Origin of the sequence: Zymobacter palmae (assembly GCF_003610015.1) — a bacterium.
GTDB classification, from domain to species: domain Bacteria; phylum Pseudomonadota; class Gammaproteobacteria; order Pseudomonadales; family Halomonadaceae; genus Zymobacter; species Zymobacter palmae.
In genome coordinates, this window is record NZ_AP018933.1 from 28,421 (window position 1) to 47,319 (window position 18,899).

Below are 18,899 nucleotides of genomic sequence, written 5' to 3' on the forward strand. Positions count from 1 at the left end.
AGAGAAATCTGAGAAACTGCATCTTAAACAACCGTCGAAATCTGGCTTAATCTGGAGTTACTCGCCATGCAAGAACTTGTCTATGTTGCTGCAGCTATCATGATCGGTCTGGCCGCTGTTGGTACGGGTATCGGCTTTGGCCTGCTGGGTGGCCGTCTGCTCGAGTCCATCGCTCGCCAACCTGAGCTGGACAGCCAGCTGATGGGTCGTACCTTCCTTATGACCGGTCTGCTTGACGCCGTTCCGATGATCGGTGTTGGTATCGCCCTGTACCTGATCTTCGTTGTTGCTGGTCACTAAGCGTCCTGAACGAAGAACTGGCTTTTCACTCTCGGTTTGCCACGAATCGTTAAAGGTACTGACCTGTGAACATCAACCTGACATTAATCGGACAATTGATCTCGTTTGCGATCTTTGTCTGGTTCTGCATGAAGTTCGTGTGGCCGCCTCTTCAGAAGGCGATGCATGAACGCGAACAGAAAATAGCGGAAGGTTTAAGTGCTTCCGACCGCGCGGATAAAGAGCTGGCGGCAGCCAAACAGGAAGCCGAGCGCATTCTGCGTGGCGCGCGTGATGAAACCTCGAAGATCATCGAGCAGGCACGTATTCGTTCCAATCACCTGATCGAAGAGGCACAGGAAAAGGCGCGTGCCGAGGGTGACCGGATCATCGAAGACGCGCGTAACGCGGTTGCGCAGGAAACTGAAAAGGCTCGTCGCGATCTGCGTAGTCAAGTCGCCGCTCTGGCCGTAGAAGGGGCAGAGCGCATTCTGGAGGCGTCCGTTGACGAGCAGAAACACAGTGATCTGCTCGACAAGCTCGCTGCCGAGCTCTGACAGGAGGTCACGTCACCATGGCACAGTCGAATACGCCCACGGTTGCGAGACCTTATGCGCGAGCTGCCTTTGAGTTGGCTCTAGCGCATGACGCCTTGCCCGCGTGGTCCAGAATGCTCGAACTGCTCGCCGCTGTGGTCGCCGATGAGCGTGTCGTTGAATTGCTTGATGACCCGCGCATTGATTACGCCCAGAAGGCAGAGCAGATCATCGCGATCTGCCAGAGCGAGCTCGATGAGCTCGGTGGCAATTTCGTCAAGGTCTTGGCTGAAGAAGGGCGTCTTGAAGCCCTGCCGGAAATCGCCGCGCAGTTTGATGCTGCCCGCGCTGATCATGAGAAACAGGCTCGCGTTGAGCTGATCAGCGCCTTTCCGCTTACTGAAGCTCAGCAGAACAAGCTCGCAGAAGCGTTGGCTAAGCGCCTCAATCGCGAAATCTCTATCACCACTTCAGTGGATCAGTCGCTGATCGGTGGCGTTATCGTTCACGCAGGAGACACCGTCATCGACGGTTCCGTCCGTGGACGCTTAGCGCAACTCCGCAGCGCACTGACAGCCTGAAGTCGAGGGACATGGCATGCAGCAACTGAATCCTTCCGAAATCAGCGACATCATCAAGAGCCGTATCGAGCATCTTGATGTTCGCGCAGAAGCACGTAATGAAGGCACGATCGTCAGTGTTGCTGACGGTATCGTGACCATCCACGGCCTTAACGATGCCATGTACGGGGAAATGATCGAATTCCCCGGCGGCATTTACGGTATGGCTTTGAACCTTGAACGCGACAGCGTTGGTGTCGTGGTCCTGGGTGACTATGAGAACCTGCAAGAAGGCATGATCGGTAAATGTACCGGCCGCATTCTTCAGGTGCCGGTAGGTCGTGGACTGATCGGCCGCGTTGTCGATGCACTGGGTAACCCCATTGACGGCAAAGGCGATCTCAGTACCACCGAGACCGACGCTGTTGAAAAGATCGCTCCGGGTGTTATCTCCCGCCAGAGCGTCGATCAGCCGATCCAGACGGGTCTGAAAGCGATCGACTCCATGGTGCCGGTAGGTCGTGGTCAGCGCGAGCTGATCATCGGTGACCGTCAGATCGGTAAATCCGCGATCGCTATTGACGCCATCATCAACCAGAAAGGCAAAGGTGTTACCTGTATCTACGTCGCTGTCGGCCAGAAACAGTCCACCGTTGCCAACATCGTGCGCAAGCTCGAAGAACACGGTGCAATGGAACACACCATTGTCGTCGTGGCGGGTGCTTCTGATCCGGCTGCCATGCAGTACATTGCACCGTATGCCGGCTGCACGATGGGTGAATACTTCCGCGACCGCGGTGAAGACGCGCTGATCGTCTACGACGATCTGACCAAGCAGGCATGGGCATATCGTCAGATTTCCCTGCTGCTGAAACGTCCGCCGGGCCGTGAAGCCTACCCGGGTGATGTGTTCTACCTCCACTCCCGCCTGCTGGAACGTGCTGCTCGTGTCAACGTCGAATACGTTGAAGAGTTCACCAAAGGCGAAGTGAAAGGTAAAACGGGTTCTCTGACGGCACTGCCGATCATCGAAACCCAAGGTGGTGACGTATCGGCCTTCGTACCGACCAACGTTATCTCCATCACCGACGGTCAGATCTTCTTGGAAACCAGTCTGTTCAACTCTGGTGTCCGTCCTGCGATCAACGCCGGTCTGTCGGTTTCTCGTGTAGGTGGTGCAGCGCAGACCAAGATCATCAAGAAACTGGGCGGTGGTATCCGTCTGGCTCTGGCGCAGTATCGTGAGCTGGCAGCGTTCTCTCAGTTCGCATCTGACCTTGACGAATCTACGCGCAAACAGCTCGAACACGGTGAACGCGTTACCGAGCTTATGAAGCAGAAACAGTACTCACCGCTGGCCGTTTCCGAAATGGCTGTCGTGCTGTACTGCGCGAACGAAGGCTATCTCTCTGACATCGCAGTCAGCGACGTACTGAGCTTCGAACGTGATCTGATCGACTTCATGCACGCTGAACATCAGCCTCTGCTTGATACGATTGATGCTTCTGGCGACTACAACGACGACATTCAGAAAGGCCTGAAAGACGCCGTTGAACGTTTCAAGTCAACCCGTAACTAAGCGCGCGGAACGTCATTTACCGCACGATTGAAGCCGTGGTTCGGCCGGTGATTCGCCGGACCATTGGCTTACGGGTTTGAACAGGAGGTCGCCATGGCAGCCATTAAAGATATCAAGTCGCAGATCGGCAGTATCAAGAACACGCAGAAGATCACCAGCGCCATGCAGATGGTGGCCGCATCTAAAATGCGTCGTTCTCAGGAGCGCATGGAGGCGGGCAAGCCTTATGCGCGCAAGATTCGTGAAGTATGCCACCACACGGCCAATGCCAACTTGGATTACCGTCACCCTTATCTGGTGCCGCGTGAACAGGTCAACCGTGTAGGTTATATCGTCATTTCCAGCGACCGTGGGCTGTGCGGTGGTCTGAACATTAATGTGTTCAAGGCGGCACTCAAGGACGCACAGACGTGGCGTGATCAAGGTGTTGGCGTTGCATTCTGCACCATTGGTCGTCAGGCGGCCTCGTTCTTCCGGCAATACGGCGGTGAAGTGATGGCGTCTGAAGACGGCTTGGGTGATGCCCCCGTCGCCAGCGATCTGATCGGCAGTATCAAGGTTATGCTTGATGCTTACGACGAAGGTCAGCTGGACCGCTTGGTGCTGGTGTCCAACGAATTCGTGAACACCATGACGCAGCAGCCGACGGCACGCACTCTGCTTCCGATTGATGCTAGTGATGTTGAGCCGGATGAGAAAGAAGAAGACATCCTGCCAAAAGGTCACTGGATCTATCTGTACGAGCCGGATGCACGCACGCTTCTGGATACCCTGCTGGTTCGCTACGTCGAGTCCCAGGTGTATCAGGCCGTGGTCGAAAACATTGCCTGTGAGCAAGCTGCTCGCATGATCGCAATGAAGAACGCCACCGATAACGGAAGTGAACTGATTAACGACCTGCAGCTGCTCTACAACAAAGAGCGTCAAGCCGCGATCACGCAGGAAATCAACGAGATCGTGGGTGGTGCGGCCGCTGTCTGACCCTGACGGTCATGTGATAGCCCCCGCAATGGCGCCATTGTAGGCGCAGGCTTTGTGCCGACGCGGCACAACAGGTTTCAGCAGGATTTAGAGGACACCAACCAGATGAGCGGACGTATCGTACAAATCATCGGCGCGGTCATCGATGTGGAGTTTCCGCGCAATGACGTGCCCAAGGTCTATGACGCCCTGAACGTCGATGGCACGGAAACCGTACTGGAAGTTCAGCAGCAGTTGGGTGATGGCGTCGTACGTTCCATCGCCATGGGTTCTACCGAAGGTCTGAAACGCGGTCTGACTGTTCAGAACACGGGCGCAGCGATTCAGGTTCCGGTCGGTACAGCCACGCTGGGCCGTATCATGAACGTTCTTGGTCAGCCGATCGACGAGAAAGGCCCGATCAGTGACGAGAAGATGTCCATTCACCGTCACGCCCCGAGCTACGACGAACAGTCAGCCAACAATGACCTGCTGGAAACGGGTATCAAAGTCATCGACTTGATCTGCCCGTTTGCTAAGGGTGGTAAAGTTGGTCTGTTCGGTGGTGCGGGTGTAGGTAAGACCGTCAACATGATGGAGCTTATCCGTAACATCGCGGCCGAGCACTCCGGTTATTCCGTATTCACCGGTGTGGGTGAGCGTACTCGTGAAGGGAACGACTTCTACCACGAAATGACCGAATCCAACGTTCTGGACAAGGTTGCACTGGTATACGGTCAGATGAACGAACCGTCCGGTAACCGCCTGCGCGTAGCGCTGACGGGTCTGACTATTGCGGAAAAATTCCGTGATGAAGGCCGTGACGTACTGCTGTTCATCGATAACATCTACCGTTTCACACTGGCAGGTACCGAAGTATCGGCACTGCTGGGTCGTATGCCGTCTGCTGCGGGTTATCAGCCGACACTGGCAGAAGAAATGGGTATGTTGCAGGAACGTATCACCTCTACGAAAGTGGGTTCCATCACTTCCGTGCAGGCCGTCTACGTTCCCGCGGATGACCTTACCGACCCGTCTCCTGCTACGACGTTTGCTCACCTTGATGCAACCATCGTACTGTCGCGTCAGATCGCTGAGCTGGGTATCTATCCGGCCGTTGATCCGCTCGACTCTACCTCTCGTCAGCTTGACCCGCTGGTCGTCGGTGAAGATCACTACAACACCGCTCGTGAAGTCCAGAACGTTCTGCAGCGCTACAAAGAACTGAAAGACATCATCGCGATTCTTGGTATGGACGAACTGTCCGACGAAGATAAAAACGTTGTGGCACGCGCTCGTAAGATTCAGCGCTTCTTGTCCCAGCCGTTCTTCGTTGCAGAGGTCTTCACAGGCTCTCCGGGTAAATACGTATCGCTGCAAGACACCATTGCTGGCTTCAAAGCCATCCTGAATGGTGACTACGACGATCTGCCCGAACAGGCGTTCTACATGGTCGGTGGTATCGAGGAAGCGGTCGAGAAGGCCAAAACCCTCTAATTGCCTAGCGAGACATTCAGCGGCTCTGATGAGCCGCTGTGCTGACCAGGAGAATGCATGATGGCAAGAAGCGTCCAATGCGATATCGTCAGCGCTGAGAAGTCGATCTTTTCAGGTCTGGTCGAGCAGGTTGTGGCCTGCGGGGTCGAAGGTGAAATGGGTATTCGCCCAGGACATGCTCCCCTGCTGACCCAGCTGGCTCCGGGGCCTGTCGAGATCCGCCTCGAAGGCGGCAAGGAAGAGGTGCTGTATGTGTCCGGCGGCTTCCTTGAAGTGCAGCCACACATGATCTCGATTCTGGCCGATACGGCAGCACGTGCGAAAGACCTCGACGAAGCCGAGGCCAAACGTGCGCGCGAACGTGCTGAACAGCGCAAGAAAGACAAAGTCGACGAGATCAACTTCTCGAAAGCGCTTTCTGATATTGCCAAGGCCAATGCGCGCCTGCGTACGTTGCAGACGTACAAGCAAAAGCAGAAACGTTGATTGCACGCCGCTTGCGGCTCAATCGTATAGAAACGCCTCTTTTCCTTATCAAGGGAAAGAGGCGTTTTTCATGGGAAAGAGCGAAGCGTCATTAACGGCACGAAAGATGGGCGCCCTGCGTTCCCATTGCTGCGGTGATCAGTCCGCCAGTTCGTGATCCAGTACCAGGACGGACGTCTGCACGTCGGATTTCAGCGCTGGCAGCAGGTATTTCTCGCAGACTTCAGCGTGATACGGGTGAGGCACATAGGTGTCCAGACCGGCCTTATCATCGAACACGACGCGCAGCACGTGCATGAAACCGTGGTGGAGGGGTTCATCGGTGATATTGTCGTGCCAGCTGATATCACGAATAGTCGGAATGCGGTCCTTCATCCCGAGAAAGGCTTGACCCAGTTCGTCAATCTGCTGCTGTGTCAGCGCCGGATTCAGCTGAAAGATAGCGTTGTGAATAATCATCGGGTGACTCCTTATTTCTTATATATAATAGGTAACAATATTATGGGCTTAATTTCCCACCGTTGATTACAGCGCGTATGGCTCCGATAGTGTAGAGGTAATACGAGTGTTTAAACACTGATTTATGGACGTCTAAATCAGCCTTATTGACTCGGTTATATATCACCGGACGGCTGCCATTCTTCACGATCAATGATGTACAGCACATGATCGGCAAGTGGATGATTCCGATCAAGCAAAGGGTGCTTGAAGTCCTGATTCAGCTTACGCATGCCGATACGTTGCATTAGCGCGATGGACGGTGCATTGGTGCACGTCGTGAAAGCAAGCACCGTAGGTGCATCCAGCTCGCGGAAGGCAAAGGATAGCGCAGCCTTCGCGGCTTCGGACGCGTAGCCTTGGTGCCAGAAGCGCTCATCTAGCCGCCATGCTATTTCAATGAAAGGGCTAAGCGGAATATCACCAGTTTGGTGGCGAAGGCCGGTAAAGCCGATGAATTCGCCGGTTTCTTTTAGTGCGACCGCCCACAGCCCCCACCCTTGCTTGGCAATGTCGCCTTGCAAGGATAAGGCGAGTTGCGTGCTCTGCTCTTGCGTCAATATGGCTGGAAAATAGCGCATCACCTCGGGATTTGCTGACATGGTGTTGAACGCTGCTATATCAGGCGTTGTCCATTGACGCAATGTTAGGCGTTTCGTCTCTAGGGTCATTGGTTCGTGCCTATTCAACATGAGCTAGCGTTTCCTTTGGTCGCGTGGATCGACGGCAACTTCTGCCAAATAACGTTCAAAATCAGCCATGTCGCTATAGATCTTATGATAATAATGGCCGCCATTATCAATGGCGATTCTAGCATTGCCGTATATAAGGCAGGTCTTCTTATAAATGGGAAGGGAATGATTTTCCACTGATGCCATGAATCGACGATAGCGTTCCAGTGCTTGGGCAATTACGGCTCTTTCGTTGTCGCTTTCTGCACTGACATGCTCCTTTTCGAGACCGATTATGATCTCAGTGGCGCGTTGCTTGATATCGTCGTACACGATGTGGCCCCCATAATGAATCTGCGGCTGTGATATGCATATTGCTACGGTGCCGTGTAGATCATTCTCGCTTGCTATGAGTGTGTGCGGTAGCGTCGAGAGCGCCACGGCTGATGGAATGACGTTAGCGGTGGGATGAGGTGCACGAAAATGGTGCTCCCTGTATATCGGTGTGATGTTTATTGTCGTTGTGTTGTGTTGCTATCTTTCGGAATGAAACCTAGGGGCCGATGCTGCTACCATGTTCCCTATCTGTCTGTGCGGAAAGATCGGCGGTGAGTCGATCCCGCTTCGTGAACCCGTCATGCCGTCGCCCTGCAGGGTGACCGATTCATCCAGAGGAACTCCCATGTCGCTCGACGTTGTCATCCTTGCTGCCGGTCAGGGTAGCCGTATGCGTTCGAAACTGCCGAAGGTGCTGCACCAGATCGGTGGTAAGCCGATGGTGGCACATGTCATCGACGCTGCCGATACGCTGCCGGACAGCCGCACTCACGTCGTCGTCGGTCATGGGGCCGAACAGGTCGAGCAGGCATTGGCAGGGCGCGGCGTTAGCTTCGCCCGCCAAACCGAGCAGAAAGGTACTGGGCATGCGGTGGCTCAGACGTTGGAACAGATCGGGGACGGCGCCGTGTTGATCCTGTACGGCGATGTTCCGCTGATCGCACCGCATACGCTGGCCGCCATGGTCGAGAAAGTCTCGCCTGCTACGCTGTCGCTGCTGACGGTAATGCTCGACAATCCGTACGGCTATGGACGCATCGTGCGCGACGCTGAGCGGCGCGTCACCGGTATCGTCGAAGAGAAGGATGCGACCGACGAACAGCGCAGCATCACCGAATGCAATACGGGTATTCTTGCCACTACGGGTGCGCAGCTCAAACGCTGGCTGCCCGCGCTGTCCTCAGACAATGCGCAGGGCGAATACTACCTGACGGATATCATTGCGATGGCCGCTTCCGAAGGCGTCACTATCGACACCTATCAGCCAGCCGCCGCTTTCGAAGTGCAAGGCGTTAACGATCGCGTGCAGTTGGCCGCGCTAGAGCGCTGCCACCAGGCCGTCAAGGTTGACGCCATCATGCGCGCTGGGGCTACCGTTGCCGATCCCGCGCGTGTTGATATTCGGGGGGAACTGACGGTGGGTCAGGATGTGCTGATCGACATCAACTGTGTGTTTGAAGGGCAAGTAACATTGGGCGACGGTGTTGCGATCGGTCCGGGCTGCATTATCCGCAATGCCACGATCGGTGCGAATACGCAGGTGGATGCCTACAGCGTGATCGACGATGCACAGGTCGACGGTGCCAACGCTATCGGGCCGTTCGCGCGCCTGCGCCCAGGTGCTGAGCTGCGTGAAGGCGCCAAAGTTGGCAACTTCGTCGAAATCAAGAAAGCCGTGCTGGGCAAAGGGGCCAAGGTCAACCACCTCAGCTATATCGGCGATGCAGACGTCGGCGAGCGCGTTAACGTGGGAGCGGGATCAATCACCTGTAACTACGATGGCGTCAACAAATCGCGCACCGTATTGGGGGATGATGTGTTCATCGGCTCCAATACGGCCTTGGTCGCGCCCGTCAAGGTCGGTGATCGCTCGACGACAGCCGCTGGCTCGGTCATTACCAGCGATGTAGCCGACGATACCCTGGCCATCGGGCGCGCTCGTCAGGTCGTGAAAGCGGGTTGGAAGCGACCGACCAAACGCCAGTAATTCTCCCTCTTCAGCGCTTTCTGTCGGTCAGCCGTGTCGTTGGATGTAACGCAAATGCCCGATTCTGCCGTTATCGGTATACACGGCTTTACATTTCGATTCGAAAGATACTACCTTTTGAAGTGAAATTAAGGGAAGGCGCTGTTATTCTTCGTTGCCACGTCGAAAGCACACTCAAAGGACGGTCATGACCAGACGTTCCACCCCCGCACGCCGTACGGAAATCATGGCGCTGCTGGAAGAGCGCGGCGAGATCAGCGTCGAGGCGCTGGCCCGCTACTTTTCGACCTCTGAGGTCACGATTCGCAAGGACTTGGCGCTGCTTGAGCATCAGGGGCTGCTGATTCGCCGCTATGGTGGAGCCGCCCTTATTCCGCGCACCGATCAGCCTGCCGTGGTGTCTTTGGCCAAGCTGGCCATTGCCAAGGCCGCGCGCCAGCGCATACGCGATCATGCCCGCATCATTATCGACAGCGGCAGCACCACGTCAGCACTGATTCCAGAACTGCGCGATGTGCTAGGGCTTGTCGTGATGACCAACTCGCTGGCAGTGGCCAACGCCATTCGCGAGCTGGACAGCCGCCCCGCGCTGCTGATGACGGGCGGTACATGGGATGAGCGCTCATGCGCTTTCCAAGGGCAGGTGGCGGAGCAAGTACTGCGCGCCTATGACTTCGACCAGCTGTTCATCGGGGCTGACGGTATCGACCCCGAGCGAGGTACGACCACCTTCAACGAGCTGCTGCATCTGTCTCGTGTGATGGCCGATGTGGCCCGTGAAGTTGTGGTGATGATCGAGTCCGACAAGATGGGGCGCCGTATCCCCAACCTCGAGTTGGCCTGGTCAGCTATTGATGTATTGATTACCGATGATCAGATCAGCGATGAGCTGTTCGACACGATTACTGCGCAAGGGGTCAATGTCGTGCGTGCCCAAGTGGCGGATACCCCTCGCTAAAAAATTCGTAAGCAGCAAGCCTACGGCTTGCTGCTTCAACCCCTTCGTTCAGGAGATAGGCCATGTGTGGAATCGTTGGTGCGATCGCAGGGCGTCAGGTACAGGACATTCTGCTGGAAGGCCTGCGTCGCCTCGAATACCGCGGCTATGATAGCGCCGGTATGGCAGTGCTGTCAGATGACGGTCAGCTGGAACGCCGCCGTGCAGCAGGCAAGGTTGCGGCACTGGAAAATGCATTGAAAGAAGCATCCCTGCCCGGCTGCCTTGGCATTGCACATACCCGTTGGGCTACACATGGTCGTCCGCTGGAGCGCAACGCACACCCGCACATGTCCGGTAACAAACTGGCCGTAGTGCATAACGGCATCATTGAGAACTACGAAAGCCTCAAACAGGAACTCGAAGCTGAAGGGTATGCCTTTACCTCTGATACCGACACCGAGGTCATTGCGCATTTGGTTGCGCGTGAATACGACCGTTGCGGCGATCTTTTGGCAGCCGTTGAAGGCGTTATTGCACGTTTGGACGGTGCCTACGCGCTGGGTGTCGTTCATGCAGATGAACCGCAAACGCTGATCGGTGCTCGCAAAGGCAGCCCATTGGTTGTCGGTGTAGGCATCGAAGAGATGTTCATCGGTTCCGATCCGTTGGCGCTGCTACAGGTAACTGATCGCTTCATCTATCTGGAAGAAGGCGACATCGTGCGTCTGACGCGCAAAGGCGCTGAAATCCGCAACGCTGGCAAAGCAGTCGAACGTGAAATCACCACGTTTGAACATGGCGATGGTGCCGTTAGTCGTGGTGGCTATCGCCACTTCATGTTGAAAGAGATCTACGAACAGGCAGGAGTCGTTAGCGCGACGCTGGAAGGTCGCCTGACCGAGAATCACGTGCTGACACGCTCCTTCGGTGCCGCTGCCGATACGCTGTTCGATCAGGTCGACGCGATTCAGATTGTCGCCTGTGGTACCAGCTATCATGCGGGTATGGTGGCACGTTACTGGATTGAAAAGCTGGCAGGCATTCCGACACAGGTCGAGGTGGCTTCTGAATACCGCTACCGTGACGTTGTTGTGCCGCGCAACACGCTGTTTGTGACGCTGTCGCAGTCAGGTGAAACCGCGGATACACTGGCGGCACTGCGTTTCGCTCAATCTCAGAACAAGTATCTGGGCACGCTGGCGATCTGCAACGTACCGGGTAGTTCTCTGGTGCGCGAGTCCGAGCTGAGCCTGATGACACAGGCCGGCCCCGAGATCGGTGTCGCTTCCACCAAAGCGTTCACGACCCAGCTGGTTGCCCTGCTGCTGCTGGCACTGGCACTGCGTCATCAGCGCCAAGGTAACGACGATGTACAGGCCAACGCGGTTAAGGCGCTGCGTCATCTGCCAGACGTACTGAAGGAAACGCTGGCGCTGGATAGCGCGATCGAAACCCTGTCTGCTGCGTTTGCTGAGAAGCATCACGCCCTGTTCCTTGGCCGCGGTCCTCAGTTCCCGATCGCTCTAGAAGGGGCACTGAAGCTCAAGGAAATCTCCTACATTCATGCGGAAGCCTATCCCGCAGGCGAGCTGAAACATGGCCCGCTGGCGCTGGTCGATAGCGAGATGCCGGTCATCGCCGTAGCACCTAACGATGAGTTGCTGGAAAAACTGAAGTCCAACCTGCAGGAAGTCCGTGCCCGTGGTGGCGAACTGTTCGTGTTTGCCGATAGCCGTGCCAACATCAGCGAAGGTGAAGGCGTCCATGTAATGACGCTGCCGCAGGTGGATGAACTGGTCGCCCCGATCATCTACACCGTACCGCTACAGCTGCTGTCGTATCACGTGGCTGTGCTGAAAGGCACCGATGTGGATCAACCGCGTAACCTCGCGAAAAGCGTGACGGTGGAATAACGGTTTTTATATATGAAATGAAAATCGTTTGGTGATTTAGCCTAGGTAAACAGGTACCTCCCACCGCTAGCGGCATTACCGTATCTATAGCTTTGATAAGGCGAATGAGTACTGCTTAAAAATCGTCGCGAAAAAGGCCCTGAAGCATCCGCTTCAGGGCCTTTTTATCAGGTGGCATTGCTAACGTTCCTCTCGCGGCATGTCATGTAGCATCGTTTTAGATGCGGCCATCAATGCACGGGTGATGCATGCCAGTGTGCTTGAGCGCACGGCTGCATGCTGCCAGTACAGTGGAACATCAAGCCACACCTCGGGTTTGATGAGCTGCACATTGCCTTGTTTCAGCGCAGGGTTCACGAGGCTGTCCGGTGCCATGCACCATCCCATTCCACGTGCAGTAGCATCCATGAATCCTATCGAGGTTGGTAAATAATGCGTGGGGGGTGTCAGCTCGCGGCCAGTAACGGTACGGATGAAACGTGTCTGTAGCTCATCCTTACGATTGAAGGCCAGCATGGGGGCCGTTGCCAGTGAGGTAGCATCAACGCCATGCGAGAAGTAGCGTGCAGCAAAGCGAGGAGACGCAACGGCCATATACCGCATGGTGCCCAGCGCATGCACATTGCAGCCTTGTATAGCCGAAGATTCCGCTGTGATCGCACCGATGGCCTTGCCATCGCGCAGTAGGGCCAGTGAATAATCTTGGTCATCCACGATGATTTCGAAGAGGAAGCCGGACTGTTCATGCAGCTCAGCAAGGGCCGCTATCACCCACGTGGCCAGCGAATCGTCGTTCACCGCCAGGGTAATGCGCTGCTGAGGAAAATCTGTCGTGCTGGCATCCGTGAAGTCCTGTAGCGCTTCGGTTTCCAGCACCAGCATGGGCTTTACGCGGCGCAGCAATTTCTTTCCCGCAGGTGTTGGGCGGCACGGGGTCTGCCTGATGATGAGAACCTGCCCAAGCCGGTCTTCTAGCGCCTTGATGCGTTGCGATATGGCCGAGGGAGTGACAGACAACCGACGTGCGGCTGCATCAAAGCTAGCCTCTTCCAGAACAGTAGCAAAGGCGGTGAGTTGCGGGTGTAGCAGTTCCAATGTCGTCTGTGCTCCAAATTAGATTTTCTAATGAATGCCAAGAAAAGATAGTTTTACTGATTGCGCAGGTTTGTCCACCCTCAGGGTTCTTTTCCTATACAGGTGTGACCATCATGCTTTTCTCGGCGGTACTGGCCGGCTTTATCAGCGGCGCGGGACTGATCATAGCGATCGGTGCACAAAACGCTTTCATTCTGAGGCAGGGGCTACTGCGTCGTCATGTGGGGTTAGTCGTCAGCGTAGCAGTGAGCAGCGATATCCTGTTGATCATGTGCGGCATCGTAGGGGGTGGGGTGCTGGTGAAAGAGTGGCCGCTGCTGATGCAGGTGCTGCGTTTCGGCGGGGCGGCCTTCTTGGGGCTGTACGGTTTGAAGGCGGCTTGGCGCGCTTTCGGAAGCAGCGATGTTCTGGTGTCTGAGCGCAACGCTAGCAATGGCAGTTGGCGCAGGATACTGCTGACCTGCTTGGCGTTCACCTTCCTTAATCCACATGTGTATCTCGACACTATGGTGCTATTGGGCAGTCTCTCTATGCACTATGCAGGGGACGCGCATTGGATGTTCGGACTTGGGGCTTGTCTTGCCAGTGTGGTTTGGTTTTCGGTATTGGGTTACGGCGCTCGTTTCTTGCAACCGCTCTTTGGCAGCGTGCGTGCTTGGCGTGTGTTGGACGGCATGATAGCCGTCTTCATGCTGAGCATGAGTGCGGTGCTACTGATAAATCCGCTGTGCTGACATAGCGCCACTCATTCTCAATGTGTTGAGTGCTTTTGGGTGAAGAAACGCCGATATCAAAGAAAATTATTTAAGTACTCATTGAGTTTTTCTCAAAACAGCCCCTCTGTAGAAATCGGCGCGTAAAAAGGCCGCTGGATGTAATCCAGCGGCCTTTTTGGTCGTTCTTCCCCAGTCTAGTAGCTAGACCGCTTACTTCAATCGCATTACACACAGCGCACTTAACATCACCACTACCGCCATGATCACCATCATACCGGCTATGCCGAAGCCAGTAATAACTATTCCCCCTAGCAGAGCACCCGCACCGATCGCAGCATTGAAGATGGCGACATGAAGCGCCGATGCAGGCATGGCAGCATCTCCTGCCAAACGCAGTACCCACGTTTGAAGGCCCACGAAAACGATGGCAATGCCCATTCCCCAACCCACCAGTAGAAGCGCGAGCGGCATAATCATGCCGCGAATAGGCAATGCGCTGAGAGCGATAAGGCACAGTGCAATAACAGCGAGTGCTAAGGTAACCAAACGCTTGAGATAGCGATCCATCAACCGGCCGGATATGACGTTGCCTGCGATACCTGCCAGCCCAAAGATCAGTAATAGCCCGCTAACAGTAGTAGGGGGCATGTTCAGCAGTTGGGAAAGCGCTGGCTCTATATAGGTGAACGCTGCGAAATGGGCGGTGATGGCCCCCGCGGTCACTGCATAAAGAGCCACCAGCGTGCGGTGGCGTAGCACTTGAAGCAAGGCCTTTATGCCCAGCGATGGGGCAGGGGGGACATGTGGCACGGTGAAAGCGATGATCAGTGCTGTTAGCAATGAGAGTGCCGCGATGGCCATGAAGGCTGTACGCCAGCCACTAAACTGGGTGAGCAGGTTAGCAAGTGGTATGCCGACGACGCTGGCTGCCGATACGCCGCCAAAGATGATGGACGATGCTAGGCCCAGTCGACGTGCAGGTACCAGCTGAGCAGCTGTTGCGCCGATGATGGTCCAGAACACGCCATGCGCCAATGCGCCCACCATGCGGGCCATCAGCAGTGTGATGAACTGGCTGCCTTGCGCGGCCGTCAGGCTGGACAGTGCCAGTATGACCATCAGCACCACCAGCAGTGGTTTGCGTGGCAAGCGGCCCAGACAGGTGGCCGATAGTAGGGCAATGATGGCCGCCACCCAAGCGTAAGCCGTGACAATCAATCCGGCTCGGGCCTCTGTCTGCCCGAAGTCGGCGGCCAATGGTGATAATAGCCCGATGGGGGCCAGTTCGGTTGTCACGATGGCGAATGCGCTGATGCCAAGGGCGATGACGGCCAGCCAGCGAGACCATGAAACAGCGGTGCTATCGGTCAGGTGAGCGTGTCTGTTCACATGCGTACTCTTTTTATGAACGTGTGTTCGAATGACGAAGTGGATGAAGGCGCACGCTGTCCTCAGCATGAAAGCTGATGACGCACGGCAATCAGTGAAAATGGAAGGTGAACAGAGCATCTGCGGTATACAGGTGCTCTGCACGAAAGAGCTCAGCGGCTTTCAATAGCGCCAGGAAATGTCGCTATGTGCTGGGCCCCTGTGGTTTTTAAGCGGCAATATGGTCAGCCGTTGACGCCTTTCATGCCTTCTGGGGTGTAGCGTTCACCTGCGATAGGCAGATCGGCAATCGCTTGGCTAAGCGCCGTGCATTCCTGTGCTGTCAGAGTGACTTGTGTTGCGCCTACGTTATCTTCTAGGTGAGCGATGCGGGTTGTGCCGGGAATTGGCACGATATCGTTGCCCTGTGCCAGCAGCCATGCCAGTGCGATCTGCGCGTTGGAACAGCTTTTCTGCTGAGCCAGCGCCGCAATCACATCGACCAGCTTGAGGTTGGCAACCAGATTGTCATCCTGAAAGCGTGGCAGCATGGCGCGGAAGTCGCCTTCAGCGAACGTACTGTCCTGCTGGTACCGCCCGGTAAGGAAGCCGCGACCCAGCGGAGAATAAGGCACAACACCGATGCCCAGCGCTCGGCAGGTAGGCAGTACGTCAGTTTCTATCTCGCGGCTCCACAGTGAGTATTCGGTCTGTACGGCCGTGATAGGATGAACGGCATGTGCTCGGCGCAGAGTGGTGGCGTTAACTTCGCACAGACCGATATGGGCGATTTTGCCTTCCTTGACCAGCTGCGCCAGTCCTTCCATGGTGTCTTCTATACGCTGGTCTGCGGCGATGCGGTGCACGTAGTACAGGTCGATTCGTTCGATGCCGAGTCGCTTTAGCGACGCTTCGCAGCAGGCGCGGGCGTAAGCCGGTGTATTGTTGATGGTGCGGTTATACTCACCGGCCTTGCGTACGATCCCAAACTTAGTCGCGATTTTGAGTCGCGACGGGCGACGGGAGTGCAAATAGCGCCCGATCAGTGTTTCGTTATGATAGGGGCCGTAGACATCCGCGGTGTCGAAGAAGTCGATGCCCAGCTCAATGGCGCGATCCAGTACCTGCATGGCGTGTGTATCATCGCGCGGGCCGTAAAACTCGCTCATGCCCATACACCCCAGTCCTAGCGCGGATACATTGAGATCGGAACCCAGTTGTCGTGGCTGCATTGTCGTTATCCTCCATGCCAAGCATGAGCCCGAGTATAGGCGCCGCATCTTGGGCGGCGATATCGACGTAAATGGAACTCGGCTTTCCAGTATTGGAATACAGACGGAGATACCCGTGATTTGGGATGATGCCCGCATATTTCTGGCCATCGCGCGCAGCGGCACACTGAGCGGCGCGGCTCACACGCTGGACATGGGCGTGGCGACCGTTTCGCGTCGTCTGGAGCGTCTTGAGGCGGGGCTGGGGATGCCACTGTTCAGCCGCCATCAGCAGGGCTATCGGTTGACCTCCGGGGGCGATGCACTGCTGGGGCAGGCTGAGGCGCTGGAAAACGCCGCCCGCGCCTTCGAAGAATCTGCGCTGGAACAGCATGCCGTGGCGGGCTGTGTCAGGCTGGCCACGACGGACAATATCGCAAACGAATTTATTGCCCCCTCGCTGCCGACGCTGTTCGCGGAGCATCCTGCTCTTCATATCGAGCTGGTCAGCAGTGTGGACACGCTGAATATCCATCGGCGTGATGCAGATATTGCTGTTCGAATGGTTAAGCCCGAGGCGGGCAATATCACGATGCGGCGTCTGGCTACGGTCGGCTTTGGTCTGTACGGTGCGCCTGACTATGTCGCTGCTCATGCTCACGATGCATGGACGGCCTGCGATTTCATCGGCTGGTCAGAGGACTATGCCCACCTGCCCGCTGCGCAGTGGATAGCGGCCGAGCGGCAAGGCCGCCCCTGTCGCCTGCAAACCACGACCCTGATGGCCCAGGTCGTGGCGGCGCGCGCTGGCGCAGGGCTGGCCGTGCTGCCCCATTTTCTCGCGCGTTCGGCGGCTCTTTCATGCGTATCCTCTACGCTGGATCTGGATCAGTCGCTTTGGCTGGCTATGCAGACCGAGCTGGCACATACACGCCGAGTGCGGGCCGTGGCCGATCATCTTATCGCGCTGTTCGAAAACTGTGCTGATGTGCTCAGCGGCAGCGTTGATCTTGCATCGTAATGCCCGGGACCCAATGAAAAGCGATTGGCCATTGCCAACGCTTGCTGTGCAGCGGCGCTGCTTTCCTGCTGGTCGTTATGCCATTTTGTGAAGCCTTTCCATTTTGCGGTGGTCATTGCTGAATGATGTGAAAGCCTTACTTTAGAAGGCGGCGATCATTCTCTTATTATATGAATATGACTACTGATGCATGAATGTAATAATTGTTGTTGGTAATATGTTGTTTTTGTAATTTTTATAGATCAAATATATGGTCTGTATACTTGTCATTAAAACTGTATCTTCCATTACATTCTTACGAACATAGAAAAGCTTATGGCATACAGGTATGTCATGTATCTCTATGCCACTGCTGTGTTTTTGTGAAATTTTGGTGGAGTGATAAAGTCAATATTTACATTGATAAATTCCCATCAAACCTATTTTAATACGGGATAATTTGTGTATATTATTGTTGTTAATATAATTGAGTCATATGGTTGTCATCCTAAAAATAACAACCCAATAAGCCACATGAATTGTTTGTAGTGTGTTTGAATATATACGCCCTAAAACAATTACAATAAGGGATCTTAAATGGATAATAATGTTGAAACTCTCCTTTCTGCACAACTGCGAACGGACACGCTAGAACAGATGGGTAAGGCTGACCCTCTTCAGCTGATGAGCATGGCGGCTTCTCTCAATCGTCAGGATACGGAAGCACTCGAAGACGTCATTGCGTCTGGGTGGATTCGACTGTTCTTTACCGAATGGCAGGTGCGGCTGAAGCAGTTTGCTCACCGCTTCGTTCCCTACAATGGCTTCGATCGCCAGATACGCATCATGCACTGGCGCGAAGCGTCCGGCCTGCACTCTCAGCTGGAAACGTTCCAGATCGGCCGTGTGCTGTTGGATGAAGGCTATTTTCTAAACGAAGAAGACGGCACGCTGAATATTCGCTGTGCGTTTCCGAAATCATACTACTGCCCTTACTACCAGCTTCCTATGATCGGTATTCGAGGGTTCCTGACCGATTTTCACGGGGATTTTTGCACAGATGCTGATGCAGCACGTGACGTGCGTGATCCGGCCTCTAGCACGACTTCTGCCGACGCAGTGAGTCTCGCTCGTAAGGAAGCGACGCTGTTGCAGCAGGCGTTTGCTGCCAGTTGTCTGCCTCAGTCATTCACGGTAGATGATCTGAAAGAACGGCTGGCTACCATCGAAGACATTGCCTCCCAGTACCAGTCACTAATGGCTGATGCCTCCACTGTATTGCCCATGGCGATGTGGCGTATCGACCTCAATATCTGGTTCGGCGATGACACCCAGCCCTTCCACTTCTTTACCTTCCCCGCAGATGACATTGCTCGCCTGGTGCCGATTCAAAACCACGTAGTGCGCGTGTCTTCGTTTGATGGTGTCTCAGGCGTCTTCAATCGCGGCGATATTGAAAGTTACGCCGTGATCGACACGCTGACAGGTAAGACGATCGACTCTGACATGGTCTGTATTGATCAAGACGAACGCTACAACTATTAAG

The 18,899-nt window shown here is 55.2% G+C and carries 19 protein-coding genes; 13 read left to right on the top strand and 6 right to left on the bottom strand.

All coding sequences use genetic code 11. The annotated features are described in order from the left end of the window. The first annotated feature begins 66 nt into the window (after nucleotides 1-66). The 7 genes from atpE (at nucleotide 67) to ZBT109_RS00165 (ending at nucleotide 5,897) form a co-directional block, all read left to right on the top strand. Entirely contained in the window at nucleotides 67-300 is a 234-nt protein-coding gene (gene atpE / locus ZBT109_RS00135; protein ID WP_038277530.1) for a F0F1 ATP synthase subunit C, read from the top strand. Nucleotides 301-365: 65 nt separating this feature from the next. Next, nucleotides 366-836 carry a F0F1 ATP synthase subunit B gene (locus tag ZBT109_RS00140; protein ID WP_027704375.1) on the top strand — a complete coding sequence of 157 codons (471 nt, stop codon included), beginning with the start codon at nucleotides 366-368 and terminating at the stop codon, nucleotides 834-836. Between the two features lie 17 nt (nucleotides 837-853). Further along, nucleotides 854-1,396, top strand: a complete 543-nt coding sequence (locus ZBT109_RS00145) for a F0F1 ATP synthase subunit delta (protein WP_027704376.1) — start codon at nucleotides 854-856, stop codon at nucleotides 1,394-1,396. A gap of 16 nt (nucleotides 1,397-1,412) precedes the next feature. Continuing rightward, a complete protein-coding gene (gene atpA, locus ZBT109_RS00150) occupies nucleotides 1,413-2,954 on the top strand; it encodes a F0F1 ATP synthase subunit alpha (RefSeq protein ID WP_027704377.1) in 1,542 nt (513 codons plus the stop codon). A gap of 93 nt (nucleotides 2,955-3,047) precedes the next feature. After that, the gene (gene atpG / locus ZBT109_RS00155; protein WP_027704378.1) at nucleotides 3,048-3,935 is read left to right on the top strand and encodes a F0F1 ATP synthase subunit gamma; all 888 of its coding nucleotides are present in this window, start codon (nucleotides 3,048-3,050) and stop codon (nucleotides 3,933-3,935) included. A gap of 105 nt (nucleotides 3,936-4,040) precedes the next feature. Continuing rightward, entirely contained in the window at nucleotides 4,041-5,411 is a 1,371-nt protein-coding gene (gene atpD, locus ZBT109_RS00160; protein ID WP_027704379.1) for a F0F1 ATP synthase subunit beta, read from the top strand. Between the two features lie 57 nt (nucleotides 5,412-5,468). After that, nucleotides 5,469-5,897, top strand: a complete 429-nt coding sequence (locus ZBT109_RS00165; RefSeq protein ID WP_324603169.1) for a F0F1 ATP synthase subunit epsilon — start codon at nucleotides 5,469-5,471, stop codon at nucleotides 5,895-5,897. 138 nt (nucleotides 5,898-6,035) lie between these two features. On the opposite strand, the gene ZBT109_RS00170 is transcribed toward ZBT109_RS00165, so the two are convergent. From ZBT109_RS00170 to ZBT109_RS00180, 3 genes are all read right to left on the bottom strand, one after another. Then, complete coding sequence (locus ZBT109_RS00170) at nucleotides 6,036-6,356, bottom strand: Dabb family protein (protein ID WP_051523629.1); 321 nt, start codon at nucleotides 6,354-6,356, stop codon at nucleotides 6,036-6,038. A 155-nt stretch (nucleotides 6,357-6,511) separates the two neighbouring features. Continuing rightward, complete coding sequence (locus tag ZBT109_RS00175) at nucleotides 6,512-7,087, bottom strand: GNAT family N-acetyltransferase (RefSeq protein WP_197714355.1); 576 nt, start codon at nucleotides 7,085-7,087, stop codon at nucleotides 6,512-6,514. A gap of 3 nt (nucleotides 7,088-7,090) precedes the next feature. Then, complete coding sequence (locus tag ZBT109_RS00180; protein WP_027704382.1) at nucleotides 7,091-7,399, bottom strand: hypothetical protein; 309 nt, start codon at nucleotides 7,397-7,399, stop codon at nucleotides 7,091-7,093. Between the two features lie 349 nt (nucleotides 7,400-7,748). On the opposite strand from ZBT109_RS00180, the gene glmU reads away from it, so the two are divergent. From glmU to glmS, 3 genes are all read left to right on the top strand, one after another. Next, nucleotides 7,749-9,110 carry a bifunctional UDP-N-acetylglucosamine diphosphorylase/glucosamine-1-phosphate N-acetyltransferase GlmU gene (gene glmU / locus ZBT109_RS00185; protein WP_027704383.1) on the top strand — a complete coding sequence of 454 codons (1,362 nt, stop codon included), beginning with the start codon at nucleotides 7,749-7,751 and terminating at the stop codon, nucleotides 9,108-9,110. A 187-nt stretch (nucleotides 9,111-9,297) separates the two neighbouring features. Further along, nucleotides 9,298-10,068 carry a DeoR/GlpR family DNA-binding transcription regulator gene (locus ZBT109_RS00190; RefSeq protein WP_027704384.1) on the top strand — a complete coding sequence of 257 codons (771 nt, stop codon included), beginning with the start codon at nucleotides 9,298-9,300 and terminating at the stop codon, nucleotides 10,066-10,068. A 62-nt stretch (nucleotides 10,069-10,130) separates the two neighbouring features. Beyond that, the gene (glmS, locus tag ZBT109_RS00195) at nucleotides 10,131-11,963 is read left to right on the top strand and encodes a glutamine--fructose-6-phosphate transaminase (isomerizing) (protein ID WP_027704385.1); all 1,833 of its coding nucleotides are present in this window, start codon (nucleotides 10,131-10,133) and stop codon (nucleotides 11,961-11,963) included. Between the two features lie 180 nt (nucleotides 11,964-12,143). Here glmS and ZBT109_RS00200 read toward each other — a convergent pair whose 3' ends face one another. Continuing rightward, entirely contained in the window at nucleotides 12,144-13,058 is a 915-nt protein-coding gene (locus tag ZBT109_RS00200) for a LysR family transcriptional regulator ArgP (protein ID WP_027704386.1), read from the bottom strand. Nucleotides 13,059-13,171: 113 nt separating this feature from the next. Between ZBT109_RS00200 and ZBT109_RS00205 the strand changes: the two genes are divergently transcribed. After that, a complete protein-coding gene (locus ZBT109_RS00205) occupies nucleotides 13,172-13,792 on the top strand; it encodes a LysE/ArgO family amino acid transporter (RefSeq protein WP_027704387.1) in 621 nt (206 codons plus the stop codon). A 192-nt stretch (nucleotides 13,793-13,984) separates the two neighbouring features. Here ZBT109_RS00205 and ZBT109_RS00210 read toward each other — a convergent pair whose 3' ends face one another. Together ZBT109_RS00210 and ZBT109_RS00215 are read right to left on the bottom strand one after the other, a co-directional pair. After that, a complete protein-coding gene (locus ZBT109_RS00210) occupies nucleotides 13,985-15,163 on the bottom strand; it encodes an MFS transporter (protein ID WP_197714356.1) in 1,179 nt (392 codons plus the stop codon). 224 nt (nucleotides 15,164-15,387) lie between these two features. Beyond that, a complete protein-coding gene (locus tag ZBT109_RS00215; protein WP_027704389.1) occupies nucleotides 15,388-16,374 on the bottom strand; it encodes an aldo/keto reductase in 987 nt (328 codons plus the stop codon). Between the two features lie 115 nt (nucleotides 16,375-16,489). On the opposite strand from ZBT109_RS00215, the gene ZBT109_RS00220 reads away from it, so the two are divergent. Further along, complete coding sequence (locus ZBT109_RS00220; protein WP_027704390.1) at nucleotides 16,490-17,374, top strand: LysR family transcriptional regulator; 885 nt, start codon at nucleotides 16,490-16,492, stop codon at nucleotides 17,372-17,374. Nucleotides 17,375-17,950: 576 nt separating this feature from the next. Next, nucleotides 17,951-18,898, top strand: a complete 948-nt coding sequence (locus tag ZBT109_RS00225) for a hypothetical protein (RefSeq protein ID WP_027704391.1) — start codon at nucleotides 17,951-17,953, stop codon at nucleotides 18,896-18,898. Nucleotide 18,899: the final 1 nt, after the last annotated feature.

Coding starts and splice junctions, on each gene's coding strand:
- atpE (WP_038277530.1), top strand. CDS start 67: ATGCAAGAACTTGTCTATGTTGCTGCAGCTATCATGATCGGTCTGGCC.
- atpG (WP_027704378.1), top strand. CDS start 3,048: ATGGCAGCCATTAAAGATATCAAGTCGCAGATCGGCAGTATCAAGAAC.
- glmU (WP_027704383.1), top strand. CDS start 7,749: ATGTCGCTCGACGTTGTCATCCTTGCTGCCGGTCAGGGTAGCCGTATG.
- ZBT109_RS00165 (WP_324603169.1), top strand. CDS start 5,469: ATGATGGCAAGAAGCGTCCAATGCGATATCGTCAGCGCTGAGAAGTCG.
- ZBT109_RS00145 (WP_027704376.1), top strand. CDS start 854: ATGGCACAGTCGAATACGCCCACGGTTGCGAGACCTTATGCGCGAGCT.
- ZBT109_RS00190 (WP_027704384.1), top strand. CDS start 9,298: ATGACCAGACGTTCCACCCCCGCACGCCGTACGGAAATCATGGCGCTG.
- ZBT109_RS00205 (WP_027704387.1), top strand. CDS start 13,172: ATGCTTTTCTCGGCGGTACTGGCCGGCTTTATCAGCGGCGCGGGACTG.
- ZBT109_RS00225 (WP_027704391.1), top strand. CDS start 17,951: ATGGATAATAATGTTGAAACTCTCCTTTCTGCACAACTGCGAACGGAC.
- ZBT109_RS00215 (WP_027704389.1), bottom strand. CDS start 16,374: ATGCAGCCACGACAACTGGGTTCCGATCTCAATGTATCCGCGCTAGGA.
- atpA (WP_027704377.1), top strand. CDS start 1,413: ATGCAGCAACTGAATCCTTCCGAAATCAGCGACATCATCAAGAGCCGT.
- atpD (WP_027704379.1), top strand. CDS start 4,041: ATGAGCGGACGTATCGTACAAATCATCGGCGCGGTCATCGATGTGGAG.
- glmS (WP_027704385.1), top strand. CDS start 10,131: ATGTGTGGAATCGTTGGTGCGATCGCAGGGCGTCAGGTACAGGACATT.
- ZBT109_RS00175 (WP_197714355.1), bottom strand. CDS start 7,087: ATGTTGAATAGGCACGAACCAATGACCCTAGAGACGAAACGCCTAACA.
- ZBT109_RS00170 (WP_051523629.1), bottom strand. CDS start 6,356: ATGATTATTCACAACGCTATCTTTCAGCTGAATCCGGCGCTGACACAG.